We start from the raw sequence: 23,008 nt of genomic DNA on the forward strand, positions 1-23,008 counted from the left end.
TAAATTAAGGTATTGAAAAAAGGTTAATTTAGCTGAGGCGTTGAGGCCCGGCGCGGATGCCGTGGGCCTGGCTAATCCATGTCGAAACGGAGAAGGTCGCAGGAGGAACGTGCGCGATTTGCGTGGTCTGACGCACCATGACGGGTGGCTGACTGTCCTGCGTAAGCAGCGCGTTAAGCGTGTCCAGCAGAGCAAGATGCTGCGCCTGTACCGGCAGCGTCTCTTCAGCAACAGGCAGTGCCTGCGGAGCCATCGCAAATGACAGATGGCGAATAACGGTACGGATCGCATGCTGGTGCCAGTAATCCACCGAGAAATTCGGGCGGCGATTGGCTTCAAGCCACGCCAGGTTAGTAAAATTAACCCGCGTGTTGAGATCGTGTTTGGTTGTGGAGGTCTTCGTCGGCGTCGCCGCTTCCGCACTGTTGCTGAGCGCAGGCAAGCCGAAACTCGCCGCGACCATCCCTAATAAGAGATGCGGCCAGAAGTAACGTCTGCCAAATTGTCGCCAGCGCGTCAGTATTCCGCTCACTTGCTCCACCACATTAAGCCAGCCTTCAACAGGCTGAATTCAATTATTCTTTTAAGCGCCCAGATATTACCACTAAAGCCAATACACAGCAGCAGGAATGACGTATTGCTGCGGGGAAAAACGGTCAAGAATGCAGCTAACGCACAGATTTTCTGCACCGGGCAAACGAGAAGTGACGCTGGGGCAAATAAATGAAGAGGGGTAAAAATAAAAACGACTGGTCTCCCTGGTCGGAGAGAGTACCAGGTTAACCAGTCGATTTTTTACGAAACGGCTTTAACCGTTACGCCAGTACCGTGTTTGGTGCTTTGAAGGCCAGCGGCAGCTCAGCTTCGTCTTCAAAGGTCACATATTCCCAGGCTTCCTGTTTTGCCAGGACTGCCTGCAACAGTTTGTTGTTCAGTGCATGACCGGATTTAAACGCGGTAAATGCACCAATGATGTTGTGACCACACATAAACAGGTCGCCGATAGCATCCAGCATTTTGTGACGAACGAATTCATCTTCAAAACGCAGACCGTCTTCGTTCAGTACGCGATAATCGTCAACAACGATGGCACAATCGAAGCTGCCGCCCAGGCACAGGCCGCGGGACTGCAGATATTCGATATCACGCATGAAGCCAAACGTACGGGCACGGCTGATCTGGCGCATAAACGCATCAGCAGAGAAGTTCATCGCATAGCGTTGGGTGCTGGCATCAATCGCCGGATGGTTAAAATCGATGGTAAAGTCCAACGAGAAACCATTGTACGGTTTGAATTCAGCCCATTTGTCGCCATCTTCGACGCGAACGGTCTCTTTGATACGAACAAATTTTTTCGCGCAGTTCAGTTCTTCGATGCCGGCATCCAGCAACAGATAGACGAACGGAGCAGCACTACCATCCATGATCGGGATTTCTGGCGCATCGACTTCAACCATAATGTTGTCGATACCCAGACCCGCCAGGGCGGCGTTCAGGTGCTCTACGGTAGAAATCCGCACGTCATGCTCGTTCACCAGACAAGTACAGAGCATAGTATCACGCACAGATTTGGCATCGGCCGGAAAGTCTACCGGTGGATTCAAGTCGGTGCGACGATAGATGACCCCGGTATTGGCCGGCGCAGGGCGTAACGTCAGTGTGACTTTCTTGCCGGTATGTAAACCGACACCAGTCGCCTGAACGATACGTTTAAGTGTCCTTTGTTTGATCATCGTATAATCTCGCCAAATTAACTATCCAACCGAAAGTGTATATCACTGACGGTGGGCCAGTTTAGCACAAAGAGCGAAAATCCCCAAATTCCAGCCAATTCTTAGTCAGCTTGCTTGCGCAGGAACGCCGGGATATCCAGATAATCTGGCTCTTTCGCCGTTTGCGGAGTGGGGTCGTTAACCACTTTCGCGGCCGGTTTCTGCTCCTGAGTCAGAGGAGACATACCGTGCTGCTGGTAACGATCCATAACCGGCTGCTGAGTCTGTTTGTTGGTCACCAGGGTGATCTCAGGACGCTTGTCCATACCGATACCGGTAGCAACAACAGTAACACGCAGCTCGTCGTTCATTTCCGGGTCAAGGGAAGTACCGATTACCACGGTAGCGTTGTCAGAGGCGAACGCACGGATAGTGTTACCCACGGTTTCAAACTCATCCAGACGCAGGTCGAAGCCAGCGGTAATGTTGACCAGCACGCCGCGCGCACCAGACAGGTCGATATCTTCCAGCAGTGGAGAAGAGATAGCCATTTCAGCCGCTTCTTCTGCACGGTCTTCACCGCTTGCCACGCCAGAGCCCATCATCGCGTAGCCCATTTCGGACATCACGGTACGAACGTCTGCAAAGTCAACGTTCATCAGACCAGGACGGGTAATCAGTTCAGCGATACCCTGCACCGCGCCTTTCAGCACGTCGTTGGCTGCGCCAAAAGCGTCCAGCAGAGAGATACCGCGACCCAGAACTTTCAACAGTTTGTCGTTCGGGATGGTAATCAACGAGTCCACGTGCTTGGACAGTTCAGTGATACCCTGCTCCGCGAAAGCCATACGCTTCTTGCCTTCAAAGTTGAAAGGCTTGGTCACGACAGCAACGGTCAGGATACCTAAATCTTTCGCTACTTCAGCCACAACAGGTGCTGCGCCGGTACCCGTACCGCCCCCCATACCCGCTGCGATAAAGACCATGTCCGCACCTTCCAGTGCAGCGCGCAAGGCCTCACGATCTTCTTCAGCCGCATTACGACCGACTTCCGGGTTAGCCCCAGCGCCCAGCCCTTTGGTGATGCCACCGCCGATCTGGATAGTCTGGCCTACAGCCGTCTTACGCAGTGCCTGTGCATCGGTGTTAACTGCAAAGAACTCAACACCTTCAATGCGTTCACGCACCATATGCTCTACGGCGTTACCGCCGCCGCCACCGACGCCGATGACTTTAATCACCGCGTCGTTGGTCAGTTCCATAGGTTCAAACATAATTTCTCTCTCCGTTGTGCCTGTCGCCCGAGACCGCTAATTCTCTCCGGTCTCTTAAAAAAATTAAAACTCTTTTCGCAACCAGTTGTTCAGTCGTTTGACCCACGACCCAACTGAGACGCGTTTTTCCACTTCTGCTTCACCACTGAGATGAGATTCTTTCCCGTAGTGGAGCAGGCCCACAGCCGTTGAATAGTACGGCTCCTGAGCATAATCCGTTAAACCGGTGATATTCAGCGGAGCACCGATACGCACTTGCGTATGGAACACGCGCTGAGCGCAGGCCGCAAGACCTTCAATTTGCGCTGCCCCGCCGGTTAATACAATCCCCGCTGCAAGATGATGTTTCACGCCCTGCTGGCGAAGCTGTTCCTGTAACTGCAAAATCTCTTCGTTGACCAGGTTAAGCAGCTCGGTATAACGCGGCTCAATGACCTCTGCCAACGTCTGGCGCTGCAGGCTGCGCGGTGGACGTCCGCCCACGCTCGGCACTTCAACGCTCTCATCTTTGCCAACGATAGACCCCAGCGCACAGCCGTGGCGTACTTTAATCGCTTCTGCATCACTCGGTGGCGTACCAAAAGCGTAAGCAATATCGCTGGTCACAACGTTCCCGGCATACGGGATCACTTTGGTGTGGCGCAGCGCACCGCCGGTATACACGGCCATGTCCATTGTACCACCACCAATATCGACCACACAGACACCCAGTTCACGTTCATCTTCGGTCAGCACGGAATAGCTCGCTGCAAGACCGGCGAAAATGAGTTGGTCAACTTTCAGGCCACAACGTTCAACGGCTTTTACAATGTTCTTCGCCATATCGTTGTGACATGTGATCAAGTGCACTTTTGCCTGCATACGTACGCCGGAGAGACCGACCGGGTTTTTGATCCCTTCCTGGTAGTCAATCGCATACTCCTGCGGGATCACGTGCAGCACGCGATGCTCATCGCGAACGCGCACGGATTTCGCCGTATGCACAACGTTTTCAACGTCTTCCTGCGTCACTTCTTCTTCGGAAATCGGCACCATGCCGATTTCGTTCTGGCAGCTAATGTGCTTACCCGAAAGCGCCAGATAAACAGAGGAAATCTGGCAATCTGCCATCAATTCAGCCTGATCGATGGCGCGCTGTACGCACTTCACCACCGACTCAAGATCGTTAACCCCACCTTTATCCATACCACGGGACGGGCAACTGCCCACGCCAATGATATTGACCATACCGTCGGGCAGAACTTCCCCTACTAAAGCGGCAACCTTCGCGGTGCCAATCTCCAGTCCAACTACCAGTTTTCTGTCCGTCGCCTTGATCATTGTTGTTCTGCCTGTACCTGTGCCTGATTCTGTTGCTGATTAGGTTCCTCGACCGGAGCCGGTTCCCAACCGACTGCTGCGCCTGAGTCATAGCGCAAATCAACGTAGCTTATCCGTTTGCCGTCAGTCTGTGCCTGCTGCTGTAAAACCGGGTAAAGTTCTACAAATCGCGCCAGACGTTTCATTGTGTCCCCGCGACCCAGGTTGAGCTTAATGCCATTCGTTAACGTCAGTTGCCAGGAGCGGCGCGCCGTCATTGCAGCATCTTTTAGCGTAAACCTGTCCTTCGCCAGCACCTGCCCCATTTCACGAAAACCTTGTAACACTTCGTTTTCGCTACCTTCCGGGCCATACAACATCGGTAAATTTTGCTTGTTGACACGATCGGCCGGGACGCTGAAGGAATTTCCGTCTACGTCAACCATGTGCTGATCATTCCAACGCGCAATGGGCACATATTCAACCAGATGAATCTTCAATTCATCAGGCCATTGCTTTCTGACACTCGCCTGTTTTATCCATGGCAGACGTTCAATCTGACTCTGGATAATATTGACGTCCTGCGTCATAAAGGTGCCAGGCGATCCCAGCGCCAGAATTGTCTGGCGAATGTCATCGTTACGGGTGTAATGACGCTCACCGGTGACCACCAGCTTCGAAAGCGGCAACCGTTGCGCATCTTCCATCCAGCCCAGAACCATCCAGCCGCTGATAAACACGGTGCACAGCACCCCGAGCAGGAAAATAATACCTGCAAGACGCGTTCCATTACTCCGGCGTGAAGAAGAGTATTCTTCTTCGTCATCGCGGTTGCGCGTGTTCAATGCAGCCTGAGACATATCAGCCCGCCTGGTCCAGAATACGTACGACTAATTGCGAGAAGCTCATCCCCGCCTGACGCGCTGCCATCGGCACAAGGCTGTGGCTGGTCATTCCCGGAGAAGTATTTGCTTCCAGCAGATAAAATTGTCCATCACTGTCAAGCATCACGTCGATGCGGCCCCATCCACGGCAACCCAGAACATGCCAGGCTTTAACCACCAGGGACTGTAAATCGGTTTCACGCTCAGCTTCAAGACCACTTGGGCAGAAATATTGCGTCTCATCAGAGAGATACTTCGCCTCATAATCATAGAAGGTTCCGGCCGGTTGGATACGAATTGACGGTAAAATTTCTTCGCCAAGCATCGCGACGGTAAATTCCGGCCCGCTGAGCCATTTTTCAATCAGAACTTCTTCATCATGTTGAAATGCCAGGGCTAAAGCGGAAGATAAATCCTCAGCTTTCTCAACTTTGGACATGCCAACGCTCGACCCTTCGCGGCTGGGCTTTACAATAACCGGTAAGCCCAGCTCAGCAATGCGTGCATTAACGCTATCAGAGAGGCCCATTTCAAATTCGCGACGCGTCAGGGCAACCCAGGGGGCAACGGGTAAACCCGCGCCCTGCCACAGCAGTTTGCTGCGCAGTTTATCCATAGAAATGGCGGAGGCCATCACACCGCTGCCGGTGTACGGCATGCCGGTGAGTTCCAGCAGCCCCTGAAGGGTGCCGTCTTCGCCACCACGGCCATGTAACGCGATAAAGACTTTATCGAAGCCCATCGCCTTTAACTGGGTTACGTCAGTCTCTTTCGGATCGACCAGGTGCGCATCCACACCCCCTTCACGCAGGCCCGCCAGTACAGCGGCACCTGAATTCAGGGAAACCTCGCGCTCGGCGGATGTGCCGCCAGACAGGACAGCAATCTTATCAGCCATGATGCTCATCCTCCTGAGTTTGCGGCTTCAGTTTGATTTCAGCTAAGGTACGGGCGATTTTGCCGATATTTCCCGCGCCCTGAATCAGAATTAGATCGTTGCCGGTCAGCACCGGGGCCAGAATTTCAGCCACCTGAGCAGGATCGGAAACCAAAATAGGGTCTACTTTACCGCGTCCGCGGATGGTACGACATAAAGAACGGCTGTCTGCACCAGGAATAGGAGTTTCGCCCGCTGCATAAACATCCAGCATCAGGAGCGTATCCACCTGTGACAGCACGCTGGCGAAATCGTCATACAGGTCACGGGTACGCGTGAAACGGTGCGGCTGGAAGATCATGACCAGATTTTTTTCTGGCCAGCCTGCACGCGCGGCTTTGATCGTCGCGTCCACTTCCGTCGGGTGGTGACCGTAGTCATCAACCAGCATGGCAGTACCGGGTTTACCGTTCACCGCCTCAAGCGGGTATTCACCAAGGAAGTCGAAGCGACGCCCGGTTCCCTGGAAGCTTTCCAGTGCACGAAGAATGGCTTCGTCATCAATGCCTTCTTCTGTCGCCACGGCCACTGCCGCTGCGGCATTCAGCGCGTTGTGACGCCCTGGTGCATTCAGGGTGACATGCAGCAGTTCTTTGTCCTGACGCGCCAGGGTGAAATGCCCCTGCGCACCCAGCTGTTTGTAATCTTCCACGCGGACATCAGCGTCTTCGCTGAAGCCGTAAGTCGTGATTTGACGTCCGACGCGCGGCAACAGCTCGCGAATCACCGGATCGTCTACACACATTACCGCGCGTCCATAGAACGGCAGGTTGTGCAGGAAATTAATAAAGGTCTGCTTTAAGTTCTCGAAGTCGCCCTGGTAAGTATCCATATGGTCGGCTTCGATATTGGTGACGATGGCGACCATCGGCTGCAGATGCAGGAACGACGCATCGCTCTCATCCGCTTCGGCAATTAAATAACGGCTGTGTCCGAGACGCGCATGCACGCCTGCCGCTTTAACCAGACCACCATTGACGAACGTCGGGTCGAGGCCCGCTTCTGCATAAATGCTAGAGACCATCGCCGTGGTGGTGGTTTTGCCGTGGGTGCCGGCAATCGCAATGCCATGTCGAAAACGCATCAACTCCGCCAGCATTTCCGCACGGCGGATCACCGGAATACGCGCTTCGTGCGCGGCCACGATTTCCGGGTTATCAGAGGAGATGGCGCTCGACACGACCACCACACTCGCATCGCGCACGTTTTCCGGGCGATGATTGAAATAGATAGTCGCCCCAAGCGACGCCAGCTGCTGCGTAACAGGGTTTGGCGCCAGGTCAGACCCGCTGATCTGATAGCCTTCGTTAGCTAACACTTCGGCAATACCGCCCATGCCAGCACCACCGATGCCAACAAAGTGAATGTGCCGGACGCGACGCATCTCGGGCACGATAGAACGCAGTTTTGCCAGTTGTTGTGTATTCATTCTCTAAACGCCATCGACTACTTAAAAAATTCGTGCAGCGCAACACGCGCTGCGAGGGTTAAGCCTGGGCTGCCAGGCTCACTTCTTTTGCCACCCGTTCCGTTGCATCAGGAATAGCGGTCGCACGTGCGCGTTGCGCCATCTCCAGTAATGCCTCTCTGTTCCAGCCCGCCAGGGTGGTGGCGACCGCATCGGCGGTAAATTGTGGCTGTTCAAATATTTTCGCGGCGCCGGCTTTCTCAAGCGGCAGCGCATTCCAGTACTGCTGTCTGTCTTTGTGCTGGAACGGCACAAACAGAGCCGGCAACCCGGCGGCGGCAATTTCGCTCACCGTCAATGCGCCAGAGCGGCAGACCACGACATCGGCCCAGGCATACGCTGCGGCCATGTCGTCGATAAATTCCGTCACTTTATGCTGCGGCTGGCCTTCATCGGCGTAAGCCTGCTCAACCATCTGCTGAGCACCTTTTCCGCTTTGGTGCCAGATTGTCACCGCATCCCCCAGCTTTGCTGCAACCTGCGGCATCGTCTGGTTTAAAATGCGTGCGCCCTGAGAACCGCCAACGACCAGCACACGGACCGGCCCTTCACGACCCGCCAGGCGCGCATCCGGTAATGGCAGCGCCAGCACGTCTACGCGCACCGGGTTACCCACCACGTCCGCCTTCGGGAAGGCTCCCGGGAAAGCCTGCATCACTTTGGTGGCAATTTTCGCCAGCCATTTATTGGTCAGACCGGCAATGCCGTTCTGCTCATGCAGCACCACGGGGATGCCCAATGACCAGGCCGCCAGCCCACCCGGGCCAGAAACATAGCCGCCCATCCCCAGCACCACATCAGGCTTAAAACGCTTCATGATGGCGCGCGCCTGACGCCAGGCGTTGAAAATACGCACCGGTGCCAGAAGCTGGGCCTTAATGCCTTTTCCGCGTAAGCCGGAAATGCGAATAAAGTCGATCTCGATACCGTGCTTCGGTACCAGGTCGGCTTCCATGCGGTCCGCGGTTCCCAGCCAGCGTACCTGCCAGCCCTGATCCATTAAATGGTGCGCAACTGCGAGCCCCGGGAACACATGTCCACCGGTACCGCCTGCCATCACCATTAACCGCTTCGGTTGATTCATCGTGAACCTCGTGTAAACGCCTGGGCTTTTTCCAGACGCGTTTCATAATCTATGCGTAACAACATCATGATGGCCGTCGACATAATCAGCAGACTGGAACCACCATAACTGATCAACGGCAACGTCAGGCCTTTGGTCGGCAGCATACCCGCTGCGGCCCCGACGTTAACCAATGCCTGGAAACTAAACCAGATACCTATTGAGCAGGCTAAGAAACCTGAAAAGCGGTGATCGATCTCCAGCGCTTTCCGCCCAATCGACATGGCGCGGAAAGCGACGAAGAATACCATTAATAGCGCTAATACCACACCGATATAACCCAGTTCTTCCCCAATAATGGAGAAGATGAAGTCAGTGTGCGCTTCGGGTAAATACTCCAGTTTCTGTACCGAGTTGCCCAGCCCCTGACCCCAGACTTCACCGCGACCAAAAGCCATCAGCGACTGCGTCAGCTGATAACCGCTGCCAAACGGGTCTTCCCACGGGTTCCAGAATGAGGTCACACGGCGGATACGGTAAGGCTCGGCGAGGATCAGCAGCACAACCGCTGAGATACCCATTCCGATGATGGCGATGAACTGCCACAGCTTCGCACCGGCCAGGAACAGCATTGCCAGCGTGGTGACAAACAGCACGACCACGGTACCAAGGTCAGGCTGCGCCAGCAGTAAGACCGCCAGCACCAGAATAACGCCCATGGGTTTTAAGAAGCCGCGCAGGTTATTACGCACTTCATCCACTTTACGTACCAGGTAGTTAGCCAGGTAGCAGAACAGGGAGAGCTTGGTAAATTCCGCGGGCTGAATACGCAGTGGGCCAAAGGCAATCCAGCGCGATGCCCCGTTTACGGAGCTCCCCACCACCAGTACGATCAGCAGCATAATGATGGAGGCGATCAGCATCGCGGTACTGTGCCGCTGCCAGAACTCCATCGGCAGACGTAATGTCACCAGCGCCAGACAGAACGCCAGGATGATGTACAGGCCATCACGTTTCGCAAACAGGAACGGATCGTTCGCCAGTCGCTGCCCGACAGGCATTGACGCCGAGGTCACCATGATAAAACCAACCGCCGCCAGTCCCAGCGTGAGCCAGAAGAGCGTACGGTCGTACATGACCAGGCTGTCGTTATCTTTTTGACGAGAGCCCATCACCCAGCCTTTGAGTGCCGCAAACACCCACGCCAGAACGCCAAATCCTGGCAGGCGCGGCATTTTCAGGCGAGGGAGAGATAAACGCATCAGCCTAACTCCTTCGCCAGACGGGTAAAGAGATCGCCACGCTGTTCGAAATTTTTGAATTGATCGAGGCTGGCGCAGGCCGGAGAGAGCAGGACCATATCACCGGGCTTCACGCGAGGGGCAATCAGCCGCATCGCCTGCTCCATGGTCTCGGTTTGCTCGGCAATGTCAGGACGCAGCTCAGCCAGCTCACTGCCGTCGCGACCAAAGCAGTACAAGCGGATATTATTCCCGGCGAGATACGGTTTCAGGGTGGAGAAATCCGCCGATTTACCGTCGCCGCCCAGCAGTAAATGCAGGGTACCTTCAACGTGCAGGCCGTTCAGGGCGGCCTCGGTACTGCCGACGTTGGTGGCTTTTGAGTCGTTAATCCAGCGCACACCGTTGTGCTCCAGCGCCAGCTGGAAACGGTGCGCCAGGCCGGTAAAGGTGGTCAATGCTTGCAGGCTGGACGAACGCGGCAGCCCTACGGCATCCGCCAGCGCCAGCGCCGCCAGAGCATTGGTGTAGTTATGCTGGCCGGTAAGCTTCATCTCTTTCACGTTCAGCACTTTCTCACCCTTCACGCGCAGCCAGGTTTCGCCCAACTGACGGTTAAGATGATAGTCACCCATGGTGATGCCAAAGCTAATGCAGCGATCGTCCGCCCCGCGCACCGGCATGGTCAGGGCGTCATCCGCGTTGACGACGCAGACCTTCGCATTTTCATAAATGCGCAGTTTGGCGGCGCGGTACTGCTGCAGACCAAACGGATAGCGATCCATATGATCTTCAGTAACGTTAAGGATCGTCGCCGCGGCCGCACGAAGGCTGGAGGTCGTTTCCAGCTGGAAGCTGGAAAGCTCGAGGACGTACAATTCACAGCCCTTATCCAGCAGCATTAGCGCTGGCAGGCCAATATTGCCTCCCACGCCCACGTTCATGCCCGCCGCTTTCGCCATCTCACCCACAAGGGTGGTGACGGTGCTTTTACCGTTAGAGCCGGTAATCGCGATAACGGGTGCCTGCGCTTCACGGCAGAACAACTCAATATCACCGACAATCTCAACGCCCGCATCGGCCGCGGCGCTGAGTGAAGGATGCGCCAGCGCCATACCGGGGCTGGCGACAATCAGATCGGCTGCCAGCAGCCAGTCATCATTCAGACCACCAAGGTGGCGTTCAACCTGTTCCGGCAGTTTATCCAGACCCGGCGGAGAAACACGCGTATCCATTACGCGCGGCGTCACGCCGCGCGCGAGGAAAAAGTCCACGCAGGAGAGGCCTGTCAGCCCCAACCCGATGATAACGACTTTTTTGCCCTGGTAATCTGCCATGATTAACGTACCTTCAGCGTTGCCAGGCCAATCAGCACCAGCATCAGCGAAATAATCCAGAAGCGCACAATCACGCGCGGTTCCGGCCAGCCTTTCAGTTCATAGTGATGGTGAATCGGTGCCATACGGAAGATGCGCTGACCGCGCAGCTTGAAGGACCCGACCTGCAAAATCACTGAAAGGGTTTCAACCACAAATACCCCACCCATAATCACCAGCAGGAACTCCTGGCGCAGCAGTACGGCAATAATGCCCAGCGCGCCGCCCAGAGCCAGTGAACCGACGTCACCCATAAAGACCTGCGCCGGGTAGGTGTTGAACCACAGGAAGCCCAGTCCCGCCCCGACAATCGCCGTACAGACGATAACCAGTTCGCCTGCGTGTCGCAGGTATGGAATGTGCAAATAGTTAGCAAAGTTCATGTTACCGGTGGCCCACGCCACCAGCGCAAAACCGGCGGCGACGAAGACGGTTGGCATAATCGCCAGGCCATCCAGACCGTCGGTCAGGTTTACGGCGTTACCGGTGCCCACGATGACGAAGTAGGCCAGCAGAATGTAGAACAGCCCCAGTTGCGGCATCACATCTTTAAAGAACGGCACCACCAGCTCGGTGGCGGGTGTGTCTTTTCCTGCCAGATACAGCGCGAAGGCCACACCCAGCGCAATCACCGACATCCAGAAGTATTTCCAGCGGGCGATCAGACCTTTGGTGTCTTTACGCACGACCTTGCGGTAATCATCAACAAACCCAATGATGCCGTAGCCCACCAGCACGGTAAGTACGCACCAGACGTACGGGTTAGAGGGATAAGCCCACAGCAGTACGGAAACAACGATCGCGGTCAGGATCATGATCCCGCCCATGGTCGGCGTACCCCGCTTGCTGAAGTGCGACTCCGGACCGTCGTTACGCACAACCTGACCGAAGGAGAGTTTTTGCAGACGGGCAATCATGCGCGGGCCCATCCACAAAGAGATGAACAGCGCAGTCAGCAGGCTGACAATGGCGCGAAACGTCAGATAGGAAAAGACGTTAAAGCCTGAATAATATTTGACCAAATGTTCGGCCAGCCAAACTAACATGTCCCGTTCTCCTGTAATGCGTGCACAACCTCTTCCATGGCGGCACTACGTGAACCTTTCACTAACACAGTCACAATTTGTTTTTCTGTCATCAATGCCTTAAGGCGTTCAATCAGCGCGGCTTTATCGGCAAAGTGCTCGCCAACACCGCTGGCATGGCTAATCGCCTGGCTCAGTTTTCCGGCGCTCAGCACGCAATCAATACCTGCCGCTTTCGCCGCGTCCCCCACCTGGACATGACACGCTTCGCTTTCATCACCCAGCTCAGCCATATCGCCCACCACCAGCACGCGATAACCTGGCATCTCAGACAACACCTGCACCGCCGCGGTCATTGAGCCGACGTTCGCGTTATAGGAGTCATCCAGAAGCAGTTTGTTTTCCGCAAGCTGGATCGGGAACAGACGCCCCGGCACGGCTTTTAAATTTGCCAGACCGGTTTTAATCGCCTGATGCGACGCACCAACCGCCATCGACAGCGCCGCTGCCGCGAGCGCATTGGCGATATTATGACGACCCGGCAATGGCAGAAGCACCTCAATGCCCCCGGTTGGGGTATTAAGGGTGAATTCCGTGCCATGCGAAGTCACATGAATATTGGTCGCGGTAAAATCACTGTTGGCCGCATTCGGCGAGAAGCGCCAGGTCTTGCGGGAACCAATGATCTGTTGCCAGTTCAGCCAGTCATTGTTGTCGGCATTCATAATGGCGATACCGTCTTCCGGCAGGCCGGTATAGATCTCGCCTTTAGCTTTCGCCACGCCTTCCAGCGAACCAAAACCTTCCAGATGTGCAGCGGCCAGGTTATTCACCAGCGCTGCTTCCGGGCGCGTCAGGCTCACGGTCCAGGCGATTTCGCCCTGGTGGTTTGCCCCTAACTCGATCACGGCAAATTCATGCTCTTTGGTCAGGCGAAGTAATGTCATCGGCACGCCGATATCATTGTTAAGGTTGCCTGCCGTATAAAGCGTATTTCCGCACTGGCTCAGGATGGCCGCAGTCATCTCTTTCACAGAGGTTTTGCCTGATGAACCGGTCAGCGCGACGACGCGCGTCGGCACCTGCTGACGAACCCAGGCCGCCAGCTCGCCGAATGCCAGACGGGTATCTTTCACCACGATCTGCGGCAGATCGACAGCGAGTTTACGGCTGACCAGCAGCGCCCCTGCACCATTCTCCCTGGCCTGTTGTGCAAAATCATGCGCGTCAAAACGTTCGCCCTTCAGCGCCACAAACAGACAACCCGGGGTCACTTTGCGGGTATCGGTCGTTACGGCATCGATGGTCAAATCGTGACCCAGCAGCTCGCCCTGCAGTACCGCAGCGGCCTGACTTAAGGTGATGCTAATCATGCCACGACTCCCAGCAGACGCGCGGCCGTGACGCGGTCCGAATAATCGAGACGACGGTTGCCAACAATCTGATAATCCTCATGGCCTTTCCCGGCCAGCAGCACAACGTCGTTTTCCTGAGCCTGCATGATGGCGTTGGTCACGGCTTCCGCACGGCCTTCCACCACGCGAGCGCGGCCTGCATCCAGCATGCCCGACAGAATGTCGTTAATAATGGCGCGCGGCTCTTCAGTACGCGGGTTGTCATCGGTTACAACCGGAATATCCGCGAACTGTTCAGCAATGGCACCCATCAGTGGACGTTTGCCCTTATCACGGTCGCCACCGCAGCCAAACACACACCAGAGCTTACCGGTGCAGTGCAGACGCGCCGCTTCCAGTGCTTTTTCCAGTGCGTCCGGCGTGTGGGCATAATCGACCACCACGGTCGGTTTGCCCGGTGCGCTGAACACTTCCATACGGCCACATACCGGCTGCAGACGCTCGGCCGTTTCCAGCAGCGCGTTCATCGGATAACCCAGCGCCAGCAGCGTCGCCAGCGCCAGCAGCAGGTTGCTGACGTTAAACGCGCCCATCAGACGGCTTTCAATTTCACCGTCACCCCATGAGGAGGTAAAACGAATGGTGGCGCCACTGTCGTGATAATCCACCGCAACCGCCTTCAGCCAGCGGCCGTGGCAGTTCGGGTTGATATGGTCTTCCATCGACACCGCAACCGCATCCGGCAGCTTCGCCAGCCAGCGGCGACCGACTTCGTCGTCAGCGTTGATAATGGCCTGTCCGCTATGGTGGGTGGAGTAGAGCAGCCATTTCGCCGCTTCGTAATGCTCCATATCACCATGATAATCAAGGTGATCGCGGCTCAGGTTAGTGAATACTGAGGCGGCAAACTTCAGCGCCGCCACGCGGTGCTGCACCAGACCGTGGGAAGAGACTTCCATCGCGGCAAAGGTTGCCCCCTGCCCTGCCAGGCCGGCCAGCACGTGCTGTACGTCGACTGCGGAGCCGGTGGTGTTTTCGGTCGGGCTCACTTTGCCCAACAGACCGTTACCGACAGTTCCCATGACCGCACCGGTTTCACCCAGCAGCTGCGCCCACTGCGCCATGAGCTGCGTGGTTGTGGTTTTGCCGTTTGTACCTGTCACGCCCACCAGACGCAGCCGATCGGACGGTTCGTGATAGAAACGTCCGGCCAGCGCAGAGAGACGCTCGTTTAACTGGCTGAGATAGATGACCGGCACCCCGTGCATTTCACGGATTTCACCGTCGGTTGCCTCATCTTTGGCCTCAGCAATAATGGCAGCAACACCTTGCGCAATCGCCTGCGGGATATAACGACGCCCGTCCGCCTGATGACCGACCACCGCCACAAAAAGATCGCCAGAAGCAGCCGCACGGCTGTCCAGTACCATCTCTCGCAGTGCTCGCTCCGGTGCATTAGGCACCCACGGAGCGAGAAGGTCGCGCAAATTACGATCTGCCACCTGTACCCTCGCCTTGATTAATTACAAATTCACTTTTCTCACCCGTTGCCAGCGCATCCGGTTCGATGTTCATGGTGCGCAACACGCCGCCCATGATGGCCCCGAACACAGGCGCGGAAACGGCGCCGCCGTAGTATTTACCCGCCTGTGGATCGTTAATGACGACCACCAGCGCAAAACGCGGATTACTGGCAGGCGCAACGCCTGCGGTATAGGCAATGTATTTGTTGATGTAACGGCCGTCTGGCCCCACTTTTTTCGCGGTACCGGTTTTGATGGCGATGCGATAGCCTTTAATCGCTGCCTTCACGCCGCCGCCGCCAGGCAGCGCCACGCTTTCCATCATATGAACGACGGTACGCACGATGGATTCCGGGAAGATACGCTCACCTGGAACCGGTGGATCAACTTTGGTAATGGACAGCGGACGATAGACGCCATAGCTGCCAATCGTTGCGTAGACTCGCGCTAACTGTAACGGCGTTACCATTAGCCCGTAGCCGAAAGAGAAGGTGGCCCTCTCTATGTCAGACCACCGTTGTTTTTGAGGATATAAGCCACTGCGTTCTCCGACCAACCCCAAATTGGTCGCCTTTCCAAGCCCAAAACGTGAGTAAGTCTCTACTAACGCTGAGGACGGCATCGCTAACGCCAGCTTTGAAACGCCAACGTTACTCGACTTCTGTAAAACCCCGGTCAGGGTCAATTCGCTGTAGCGCGCCACGTCTTTAATCTCGTGGCCGTTAATACGGTAAGGGATCGTGTTCAGGACCGTGTTTTCATTGACGATACCACGCTGGAGCGCCGTCATGACCACCATCGGTTTCACCGTGGAGCCCGGTTCGAACACGTCGGTAATCGCCCGGTTACGCATCGCATCTTTTGCGGTGCCGGTAAAGTTGTTCGGGTTATAGGACGGGCTGTTGGCCATCGCCAGCACTTCGCCCGTACTGACGTCCACCAGCACGGCGCTGCCGGATTCCGCCTTGTTGAAGGCGACGGCGTTGTTCAGCTCGCGGTAGACCAATGCCTGCAGACGCTCATCAATACTCAGCGCCAGGTTGTGTGCCGCCTGACTGTCCGTGGAAGAGATATCTTCGATAACGCGGCCGTAGCGGTCTTTACGAACAATTCGCTCGCCAGGCTGACCAGTGAGCCATTTATCGAAGCTTTTTTCAACGCCCTCAATCCCCTGGCTATCAACGTTGGTAAAGCCAATGAGGTGAGCGGTTACTTCGCCGGAAGGATAGTAGCGGCGGGATTCTTCACGAAGGTGAATACCCGGCAGCTTCAGCTTACGAATGTAGTCCGCCATGTCAGGGTTGACCTGACGCGCCAGATAGATAAAACGCCCTTTTGGATTGGCGTTGACGCGGGAAGCGAGCTGATCCAGCGGCATTTTCAGGGCATCCGAGAGCGCCTTCCAGCGGTTATCAAGCGTAATGCCACCCGCATCGTGCAGCTCTTTCGGATCGGCCCAGATGGCTTTAACCGGTACGCTCACGGCCAGTGGACGGCCTGAGCGGTCGGTGATCATCCCGCGGGACGTCGACACTTCCTGAACGCGAAGGGAACGCATGTCGCCCTGTCGAACCAGCATGTCAGGGGCGATGATTTGCAACCATGCCACGCGTCCCAGCAGGAAACCCAGTGCCAGTAAAATGCAGCCGCAAAGCAACGCAAAACGCCAACTGATAAAGTTGGCCTGTTCTTCCTGACGTTTTGGTTTAAGCGTTTTTGCCGCTGCTCTCATGCGTCGCGTTTTCCCTTATTTTTGTACTACAATATTTTCCTGAGAAGGATCAACATGCTGCAATTGCAGCTTTTCCGTTGCGATCCGTTCAACCCGGCTGTGATCGCCGAGCGCATTTTCTTCAAGGATCAGGTTTCGCCATTCAATATCCAGCGCATCGCGTTCCAGTACCATCTGCTCGCGTTGCGCAGTTAATAAGCGTGTGTGGTGGGCAGTCGTGACCACCGTGACGGCCGTGACAATGATGCAAATGAACAGACAGAGTGGCAGTTTCCCAAACCGCAAAAGATCGTCGCCGATCACGCCAGGCAAGGCATGGCGCTCGTTGCTTCCTAACGAATCCTTAACTTTGCTTAGGGTCTCTGTCACTCTGCCGATCATGCGTTCGTCCTCTCTGCAACACGCAGCACTGAACTACGGGCGCGTGGATTCTGTGCCACTTCTTCTTCGCCCGGCATCAACTTGCCTAATGCTCGCAACTGACGGCCACCCAGCTTCCTGAGTTGTTCTTCCGTCATCGGCAGCCCCGCTGGAACCTGTGGACCGCGGCTTTGTTCACGCATAAAGCGCTTCACAATGCGGTCTTCCAGCGAATGGAAGCTGATGATGGATAACCGCCCACCCGGGGCCAGCACGTCGAGCGAGCTTTTTAGCGCCAGCTCTATTTCCTCCAGTTCACTGTTTACCCAGATGCGAACCGCCTGGAAGGTACGGGTCGCGGGATGTTTGTGCTTATCCTTCACCGGCGTCGCCGCCGCGATCACCTCGGCCAGCTCTTTTGTGCGGGTCATCGGCTCGATGCGGTTACGCTCAACGATGGCGCGCGCGATACGCTTGCCAAAACGCTCCTCGCCGAAGGTTTTGATCACCCAGGCAATATCCGCTTCGTCCGCGGTCTGTAACCACTCGGCGGCAGACTGACCGCGAGTAGGATCCATGCGCATGTCCAGTGGACCATCGCGCATAAAGGAGAAGCCGCGTTCAGCATCATCAAGCTGGGGTGAAGAGACGCCAAGATCGAGAAGGATTCCGTCGATCTTGCCCGTCAGGCCGCGCTCGGCAACATAATCAGCGAGCGCAGAGAAAGGTCCATGCACGATGGAAAAGCGTGGGTCATCGATGGTTTGCGCAACGGCAATCGCCTGCGGATCGCGATCGATTGCCAGCAGACGCCCTTCCGCTCCAAGCTGGGAGAGGATTAAGCGCGAGTGGCCACCGCGACCAAAAGTGCCATCAATGTAGATGCCGTCCGGACGAATATTCAGGCCGTTAACGGCCTCATCCAGCAGCACCGTTTTATGTTTGTAATTTTCCATCATATTTATAGAGACAAGTCCTGCAGCCGTTCCGATAATGTCGCGGAATCAGACTGCTCAGCGTCGATATCTTCCTTGACCTGTTGATACCAGGTCGTTTCATCCCACAGTTCAAACTTGTTGAACTGCCCGACCAGCATCACTTCTTTGGTCAGACCGGCATGTTGCCGTAACACAGGGGCAATCAGTAACCGGCCTGCGCTATCCATCTGACATTCACTGGCATGTCCCAATAACAACCGCTGCACGCGGCGTTCCTGCGGGTTCATGCTCGACAGTCGCGACAGCTTTTGCTCAATAATTTCCCATTCAGGTAAGGGGTAAAGCAGCAGGCAGGGGGAGTTGATGTCAATGGTGCAAACCATTTGACCCGTAGCGTTCTCAATCAGCTGGTCGCGGTATCGGGTTGGTACCGATAAACGCCCTTTGCTGTCGAGATTGACTAACGTAGCTCCACGGAACATGCCAGTCTCACCCCTCCTCACCACTTTAACCCACAAATTCCCACCTAAAGGAGTTTACGGAGCGAGGGAAAAGCTTGTCAAGCCAGGACTCTCCCTATACAGGCCCGAAAGGCCTCTATTTACAGAGATAAACAGTCCTGGTTAATAACTGCACAACTGGCGAGGCAAAATTAACGTTATGAATATTTGTAAGAAAAAAACCGAATATGCACACTAGCGTTAAGGCTCACTCAATATCATCGCAGATAAATATAAAGTGTCAGTTTGCGACGCGGGCAGCATTTTATGACAGATTCTCAGGGGATAACAGCGCCAGATTCACCCCAGGTCTCGCTAAACGCGGCGGTTGCCGTGCAAGCTGGCACAGGAGAAGGAAAAACGTCTGAATATTCATCGCCGGAAGAGGGTTTGTAACAAAATAATACAAAGACAGGCATTTAAAATCGTTTAAACGTCCTTTAAAGGAACCATTAAACGCCAAAATGAATTAAGAAAAATAGCAGAAGGTAAATTCGCAAGAATTATCCTAATTTCTCTACGGGAATTATCCCGGCGAATTATTTTGTCAAAAGGGGGCAGATTTCTCCGCCCCGTCATTTCATTTATGGCGGCTCAAAATTCCGCGATGGTAAAGATTACGTTTAATACGCGTCAGACCCGGCTTCGGTTTACGCGGCTCGTCCAGACTTGCCAGCACAATTTCCAGCACGCGTTCAGCCACATCACGATGGCGTTGAGCCACCGCCAGAACCGGGCACTGGAGGAAGTCGAGCAGCTCGTTATCACCGAAGGTCGCGATGGCCAGGTCGGAAGGCAGTTTACCCTCACGGCGTAAGGTCACATCCATCACCCCCTGCAGCAGAGCAAATGAGGTGGTGAATAGCGCCTGCGGCATCGGGTGCGTTTCCAGCCATTTCTCGAAAAGCTGTGCGGCCGCTTCACGTTCATAGCTGTTGGCATAGAGGTAGTGCACCTCACGGGGATCGTCTTTCCAGGCGGTTCTGAACCCCTGTTCACGCAGGAAGCTGACTGACAGTTCAGGCAGCGCCCCCAGATACAGCACCGTTTCAGCCGGGAAGGTTCTCAGCTCTGCCGCCAGCATCTCGGCATCATCCTGATCGGCACCGACGACGCTCGTGAAATGCTCCCTGTCGAGCGCACGATCCAGCGCCACAATCGGGAATGGGTCGTTCGCCCAGCGTTGATAGAATGGGTGTTCAGGCGGTAAAGAGGTGGAGACGATGATGGCATCGACCTGACGCTGGAGCAGATGCTCAATACAGCGCATCTCGTTGTCGGGCTGGTCTTCCGAGCAGGCAATCAGCAACTGATAGCCACGCTGGCGTGCCTGACGTTCAAGATAGTTGGCGATACGGGTATAGCTGGTGTTTTCCAGATCCGGGATCACCAGGCCAATAGAGCGGGTGCGTCCGGCACGCAGGCCAGCTGCGACAGCATTCGGATGGTAGTTATGTTCACGAACCACCGCCATAACTTTTTCAACGGTCTTATCGCTGACACGGTACTGCTTTGCTTTACCGTTAATCACATAGCTGGCCGTTGTTCGTGACACGCCGGCTAGCCGGGCGATTTCATCCAGTTTCACAATTGCCCCTTAAAAAATGAAAAGAGTCCATGGCCTTGGCAAGGTTATGGTTAAATCTTTTAACATCTAAACGCAGAATAGCCTTCGCGGCAACCGCTTTTATCTCTGTTGTCGGCTGATTACACAAAAAAAAGCCCGGCTTTGGTGACCGGGCAGAAAGAGGCGAACCTTTTAGACAACTAACGCATGATCTTATCGCCGCGTGACAGGCCAACAACGCCCGATCTCGCAACCTCAACAATTTTGGCCACATCCCGCACAGATGCCAGGAAGGCATCCAGCTTGTCACTCGTTCCGGCCAGCTGAACCGTATATATAGAAGGCGTGACGTCTATAATCTGCCCACGGAAGATATCCGTGTTACGTTTCACTTCCTCACGCCCGTAACCGCTGGCCTGGATTTTCACCAGCATGACCTCTCGCTCAACGTAGGCCCCCTGCCCCAGCTCGCTGACGCGCAGAACATCGACCAGCTTATGCAGCTGTTTCTCGATCTGCTCAAGCACTTTGGCATCGCCGACGGTCTGGATTGTCATGCGCGACAGCGTCGGATCGTCAGTCGGCGCAACGGTCAGGCTTTCAATGTTATAGCCGCGCTGTGCAAAAAGGCCAATGACGCGCGACAGTGCGCCAGACTCGTTTTCCAGTAAAACAGATAATATCCGGCGCATATCAGGTTCTCTCCGTTTTGCTTAACCACATTTCATCCATACCACCACCGCGAATATGCATCGGGTATACGTGCTCGGTGCCATCAACAATGACATCCATAAAAACGAGGCGGTTATTTTTAACGTGCTCAAGCGCTTCACCGAGCTTCGTTTCGAGCTCTGCCGGATCGGTCACTCGCATCCCAATATGGCCGTAGGCTTCAGCCAGACGAACAAAGTCAGGCAGTGACGTCATGTAGGACTGAGAGTGACGACCAGAGTAGATCATGTCCTGCCACTGCTTCACCATCCCGAGATAACCGTTATTCAGGTTCAGCACCAGTACCGGCAGCTCATACTGAAGGGCCGTCGACAGCTCCTGGATGTTCATCTGAATACTGCCGTCTCCCGTCACGCAGACGACGGTTTCGTCAGGCAGAGCCAGCTTGACGCCCAGTGCGGCAGGCAAGCCAAAGCCCATCGTTCCTAACCCTCCGGAGTTAATCCAGTGGCGCGGTTTATCAAACGGATAATAAAGGGCCGCGAACATCTGATGCTGACCCACGTCAGACGTCACGTATGCCTCGCCTTTCGTCAGCCGCCAGATAGTTTCGATCACCGCCTGCGGCTTAATGCTGTCGCTTTGCGTGTCATACTTCAGGCACTGACGCGCGCGCCATTGTTCGATCTGCTGCCACCAGTCACGGATCTCATCCAGCGGCTGGGAAGGCGGCTCCTGTGCCAGCAGATCCAGCATTTGCTCCAGCACCTGGCGGGCATCACCGACGATCGGCACATCCGCAGACACCGTTTTCGAAATAGAGGTGGGATCGATATCAATATGAAGCACGGTGGCGTTCGGGCAGTATTTCGCCAGATTGTTGGTGGTGCGATCGTCAAAGCGCACGCCGACGGCAAAGATCACATCGGAATGGTGCATCGTCATGTTGGCTTCATAGGTACCATGCATACCCAGCATCCCCAGAGCCTGACGGTGAGTTGCCGGGAAAGCGCCCAGCCCCATCAGCGACGACGCAACGGGAAGATTGAGTTTCTCGATAAGCTCCCGAAGCTGCCCTTCACAGGCAGAATTGATTGCCCCACCACCGACATAGACTACCGGTTTTTTGGCGGCCAGCAGCGTTTGCAAGGCACGTTTGATCTGCCCCTTGTGGCCCTGCGTCGTTGGGTTGTATGAGCGCATGCTCACCGACTCCGGCCAGACATAAGGAAGCTTGTTCGCCGGGTTCAAGATATCTTTCGGCAGATCGACCACCACCGGGCCGGGACGCCCGCTTGCTGCCAGCCAGAAGGCTTTTTTCAATATCCCCGGGATGTCTTCAGTTTGCTTAACCAGGAAGCTGTGCTTCACAACGGGACGCGAAATCCCCACCATGTCGCACTCCTGAAACGCGTCGTAGCCAATCAGTGACGTCGCCACCTGGCCGGAAAGAATAACCAGCGGGATAGAATCCATATACGCCGTGGCAATGCCGGTGATGGCGTTTGTCGCGCCGGGACCGGACGTCACTAATACCACGCCTACTTCACCTGTCGCGCGGGCCAGCCCGTCAGCCATATGCACCGCCGCCTGCTCGTGGCGTACTAAAACATGGTCAATGCCGCCTACCGTATGAAGCGCATCATAAATATCCAGGACTGCGCCTCCGGGATAACCGAACACTTGCTTCACGCCCTGATCGATTAACGATCGGACGACCATTTCCGCGCCAGACAACATCTCCATGCTTTGCCTCCAGGCATTTTGTTATAGACGAGCTGCAGAATTCATTTCCGCACCGTCTTACGACTGGGTTAAACCAATCTTATATTTTGCAGAGTGATCGTTACCTTAACCGCTCGTTATGAGGCAGGCAATTAGCAGACCGGGTGAGCTAAACGGTTCGCAAAGCAGAAAAAACAGGTATTAAGGAAGGATATGGTCAATTCATCTGGTATTAGAGGATGAGATGATTAATCATCGCTGAAAAGCGCGTCGATTCAGGAAATCATCTATTTTTGCGAGCCAGAGAGCAGTAAGAAAAAATTCACAACAGAATAAAATAACAATAACAGAGAAAAA

General features: G+C 55.1%; 20 protein-coding genes. All 20 read right to left on the minus strand.

What is annotated here, in order from left to right:
* Positions 1-28 precede the first annotated feature (28 nt).
* The 20 genes from secM to ilvI all read right to left on the minus strand — a co-directional run bounded on the left by secM (position 29) and on the right by ilvI (position 22,672).
* Complete coding sequence (secM, locus tag HV157_RS10455; RefSeq protein ID WP_072126512.1) at positions 29-532, minus strand: secA translation cis-regulator SecM; 504 nt, start codon at positions 530-532, stop codon at positions 29-31.
* 283 nt (positions 533-815) lie between these two features.
* Positions 816-1,733 (minus strand): UDP-3-O-acyl-N-acetylglucosamine deacetylase, encoded by a 918-nt coding sequence (gene lpxC / locus HV157_RS10460; RefSeq protein WP_014168633.1) that lies wholly within the window; start codon positions 1,731-1,733, stop codon positions 816-818.
* 101 nt (positions 1,734-1,834) lie between these two features.
* Positions 1,835-2,986 carry a cell division protein FtsZ gene (gene ftsZ / locus HV157_RS10465; RefSeq protein WP_008501978.1) on the minus strand — a complete coding sequence of 384 codons (1,152 nt, stop codon included), beginning with the start codon at positions 2,984-2,986 and terminating at the stop codon, positions 1,835-1,837.
* Between the two features lie 63 nt (positions 2,987-3,049).
* Positions 3,050-4,306 carry a cell division protein FtsA gene (ftsA, locus tag HV157_RS10470; RefSeq protein ID WP_006173845.1) on the minus strand — a complete coding sequence of 419 codons (1,257 nt, stop codon included), beginning with the start codon at positions 4,304-4,306 and terminating at the stop codon, positions 3,050-3,052.
* Positions 4,303-5,145 carry a cell division protein FtsQ gene (ftsQ, locus tag HV157_RS10475; RefSeq protein ID WP_014168632.1) on the minus strand — a complete coding sequence of 281 codons (843 nt, stop codon included), beginning with the start codon at positions 5,143-5,145 and terminating at the stop codon, positions 4,303-4,305. Before ftsQ ends, ftsA begins: the two co-directional genes overlap by 4 nt.
* A 1-nt stretch (position 5,146) precedes the next feature.
* The gene (locus HV157_RS10480) at positions 5,147-6,067 is read right to left on the minus strand and encodes a D-alanine--D-alanine ligase (protein WP_020882578.1); all 921 of its coding nucleotides are present in this window, start codon (positions 6,065-6,067) and stop codon (positions 5,147-5,149) included.
* Complete coding sequence (gene murC, locus HV157_RS10485; protein ID WP_014168630.1) at positions 6,060-7,535, minus strand: UDP-N-acetylmuramate--L-alanine ligase; 1,476 nt, start codon at positions 7,533-7,535, stop codon at positions 6,060-6,062. Before murC ends, HV157_RS10480 begins: the two co-directional genes overlap by 8 nt.
* A gap of 58 nt (positions 7,536-7,593) precedes the next feature.
* Positions 7,594-8,658 carry an undecaprenyldiphospho-muramoylpentapeptide beta-N-acetylglucosaminyltransferase gene (gene murG / locus HV157_RS10490; RefSeq protein ID WP_049023069.1) on the minus strand — a complete coding sequence of 355 codons (1,065 nt, stop codon included), beginning with the start codon at positions 8,656-8,658 and terminating at the stop codon, positions 7,594-7,596.
* Positions 8,655-9,899 (minus strand): cell division protein FtsW, encoded by a 1,245-nt coding sequence (ftsW, locus tag HV157_RS10495; protein WP_014168628.1) that lies wholly within the window; start codon positions 9,897-9,899, stop codon positions 8,655-8,657. Before ftsW ends, murG begins: the two co-directional genes overlap by 4 nt.
* A complete protein-coding gene (gene murD, locus HV157_RS10500) occupies positions 9,899-11,215 on the minus strand; it encodes a UDP-N-acetylmuramoyl-L-alanine--D-glutamate ligase (RefSeq protein ID WP_025205419.1) in 1,317 nt (438 codons plus the stop codon). Before murD ends, ftsW begins: the two co-directional genes overlap by 1 nt.
* A gap of 2 nt (positions 11,216-11,217) precedes the next feature.
* Positions 11,218-12,300 carry a phospho-N-acetylmuramoyl-pentapeptide-transferase gene (mraY, locus tag HV157_RS10505; protein WP_008501985.1) on the minus strand — a complete coding sequence of 361 codons (1,083 nt, stop codon included), beginning with the start codon at positions 12,298-12,300 and terminating at the stop codon, positions 11,218-11,220.
* Positions 12,294-13,652 (minus strand): UDP-N-acetylmuramoyl-tripeptide--D-alanyl-D-alanine ligase, encoded by a 1,359-nt coding sequence (gene murF, locus HV157_RS10510; protein WP_044857284.1) that lies wholly within the window; start codon positions 13,650-13,652, stop codon positions 12,294-12,296. The genes mraY and murF overlap by 7 nt, the downstream gene beginning before the upstream one ends.
* Positions 13,649-15,136 (minus strand): UDP-N-acetylmuramoyl-L-alanyl-D-glutamate--2,6-diaminopimelate ligase, encoded by a 1,488-nt coding sequence (gene murE / locus HV157_RS10515; protein WP_032679622.1) that lies wholly within the window; start codon positions 15,134-15,136, stop codon positions 13,649-13,651. Before murE ends, murF begins: the two co-directional genes overlap by 4 nt.
* Positions 15,123-16,889 (minus strand): peptidoglycan glycosyltransferase FtsI, encoded by a 1,767-nt coding sequence (locus HV157_RS10520; protein ID WP_014168624.1) that lies wholly within the window; start codon positions 16,887-16,889, stop codon positions 15,123-15,125. Before HV157_RS10520 ends, murE begins: the two co-directional genes overlap by 14 nt.
* A 15-nt stretch (positions 16,890-16,904) precedes the next feature.
* Positions 16,905-17,270: a cell division protein FtsL gene (gene ftsL, locus HV157_RS10525; protein WP_008501989.1), complete on the minus strand. Its 366-nt coding sequence runs from the start codon at positions 17,268-17,270 to the stop codon at positions 16,905-16,907.
* The gene (gene rsmH / locus HV157_RS10530) at positions 17,267-18,208 is read right to left on the minus strand and encodes a 16S rRNA (cytosine(1402)-N(4))-methyltransferase RsmH (protein ID WP_014168623.1); all 942 of its coding nucleotides are present in this window, start codon (positions 18,206-18,208) and stop codon (positions 17,267-17,269) included. The genes ftsL and rsmH overlap by 4 nt, the downstream gene beginning before the upstream one ends.
* Before the next feature lie 2 nt (positions 18,209-18,210).
* Positions 18,211-18,669: a division/cell wall cluster transcriptional repressor MraZ gene (mraZ, locus tag HV157_RS10535; RefSeq protein WP_025205427.1), complete on the minus strand. Its 459-nt coding sequence runs from the start codon at positions 18,667-18,669 to the stop codon at positions 18,211-18,213.
* A gap of 598 nt (positions 18,670-19,267) precedes the next feature.
* On the minus strand, positions 19,268-20,275 hold the full coding sequence (gene cra / locus HV157_RS10540) for a catabolite repressor/activator (RefSeq protein ID WP_014168621.1): 1,008 nt from the start codon (positions 20,273-20,275) through the stop codon (positions 19,268-19,270).
* A gap of 179 nt (positions 20,276-20,454) precedes the next feature.
* Positions 20,455-20,946, minus strand: coding sequence for an acetolactate synthase small subunit (ilvN, locus tag HV157_RS10545; protein WP_003856371.1), 492 nt, complete (start codon positions 20,944-20,946; stop codon positions 20,455-20,457).
* Between the two features lies 1 nt (position 20,947).
* Positions 20,948-22,672 carry an acetolactate synthase 3 large subunit gene (gene ilvI, locus HV157_RS10550; RefSeq protein WP_014168620.1) on the minus strand — a complete coding sequence of 575 codons (1,725 nt, stop codon included), beginning with the start codon at positions 22,670-22,672 and terminating at the stop codon, positions 20,948-20,950.
* Between the last annotated feature and the right edge of the window lie 336 nt (positions 22,673-23,008).

Origin of the sequence: Enterobacter sp. RHBSTW-00318, from assembly GCF_014101375.1 — a bacterium.
GTDB classification, from domain to species: domain Bacteria; phylum Pseudomonadota; class Gammaproteobacteria; order Enterobacterales; family Enterobacteriaceae; genus Enterobacter; species Enterobacter ludwigii.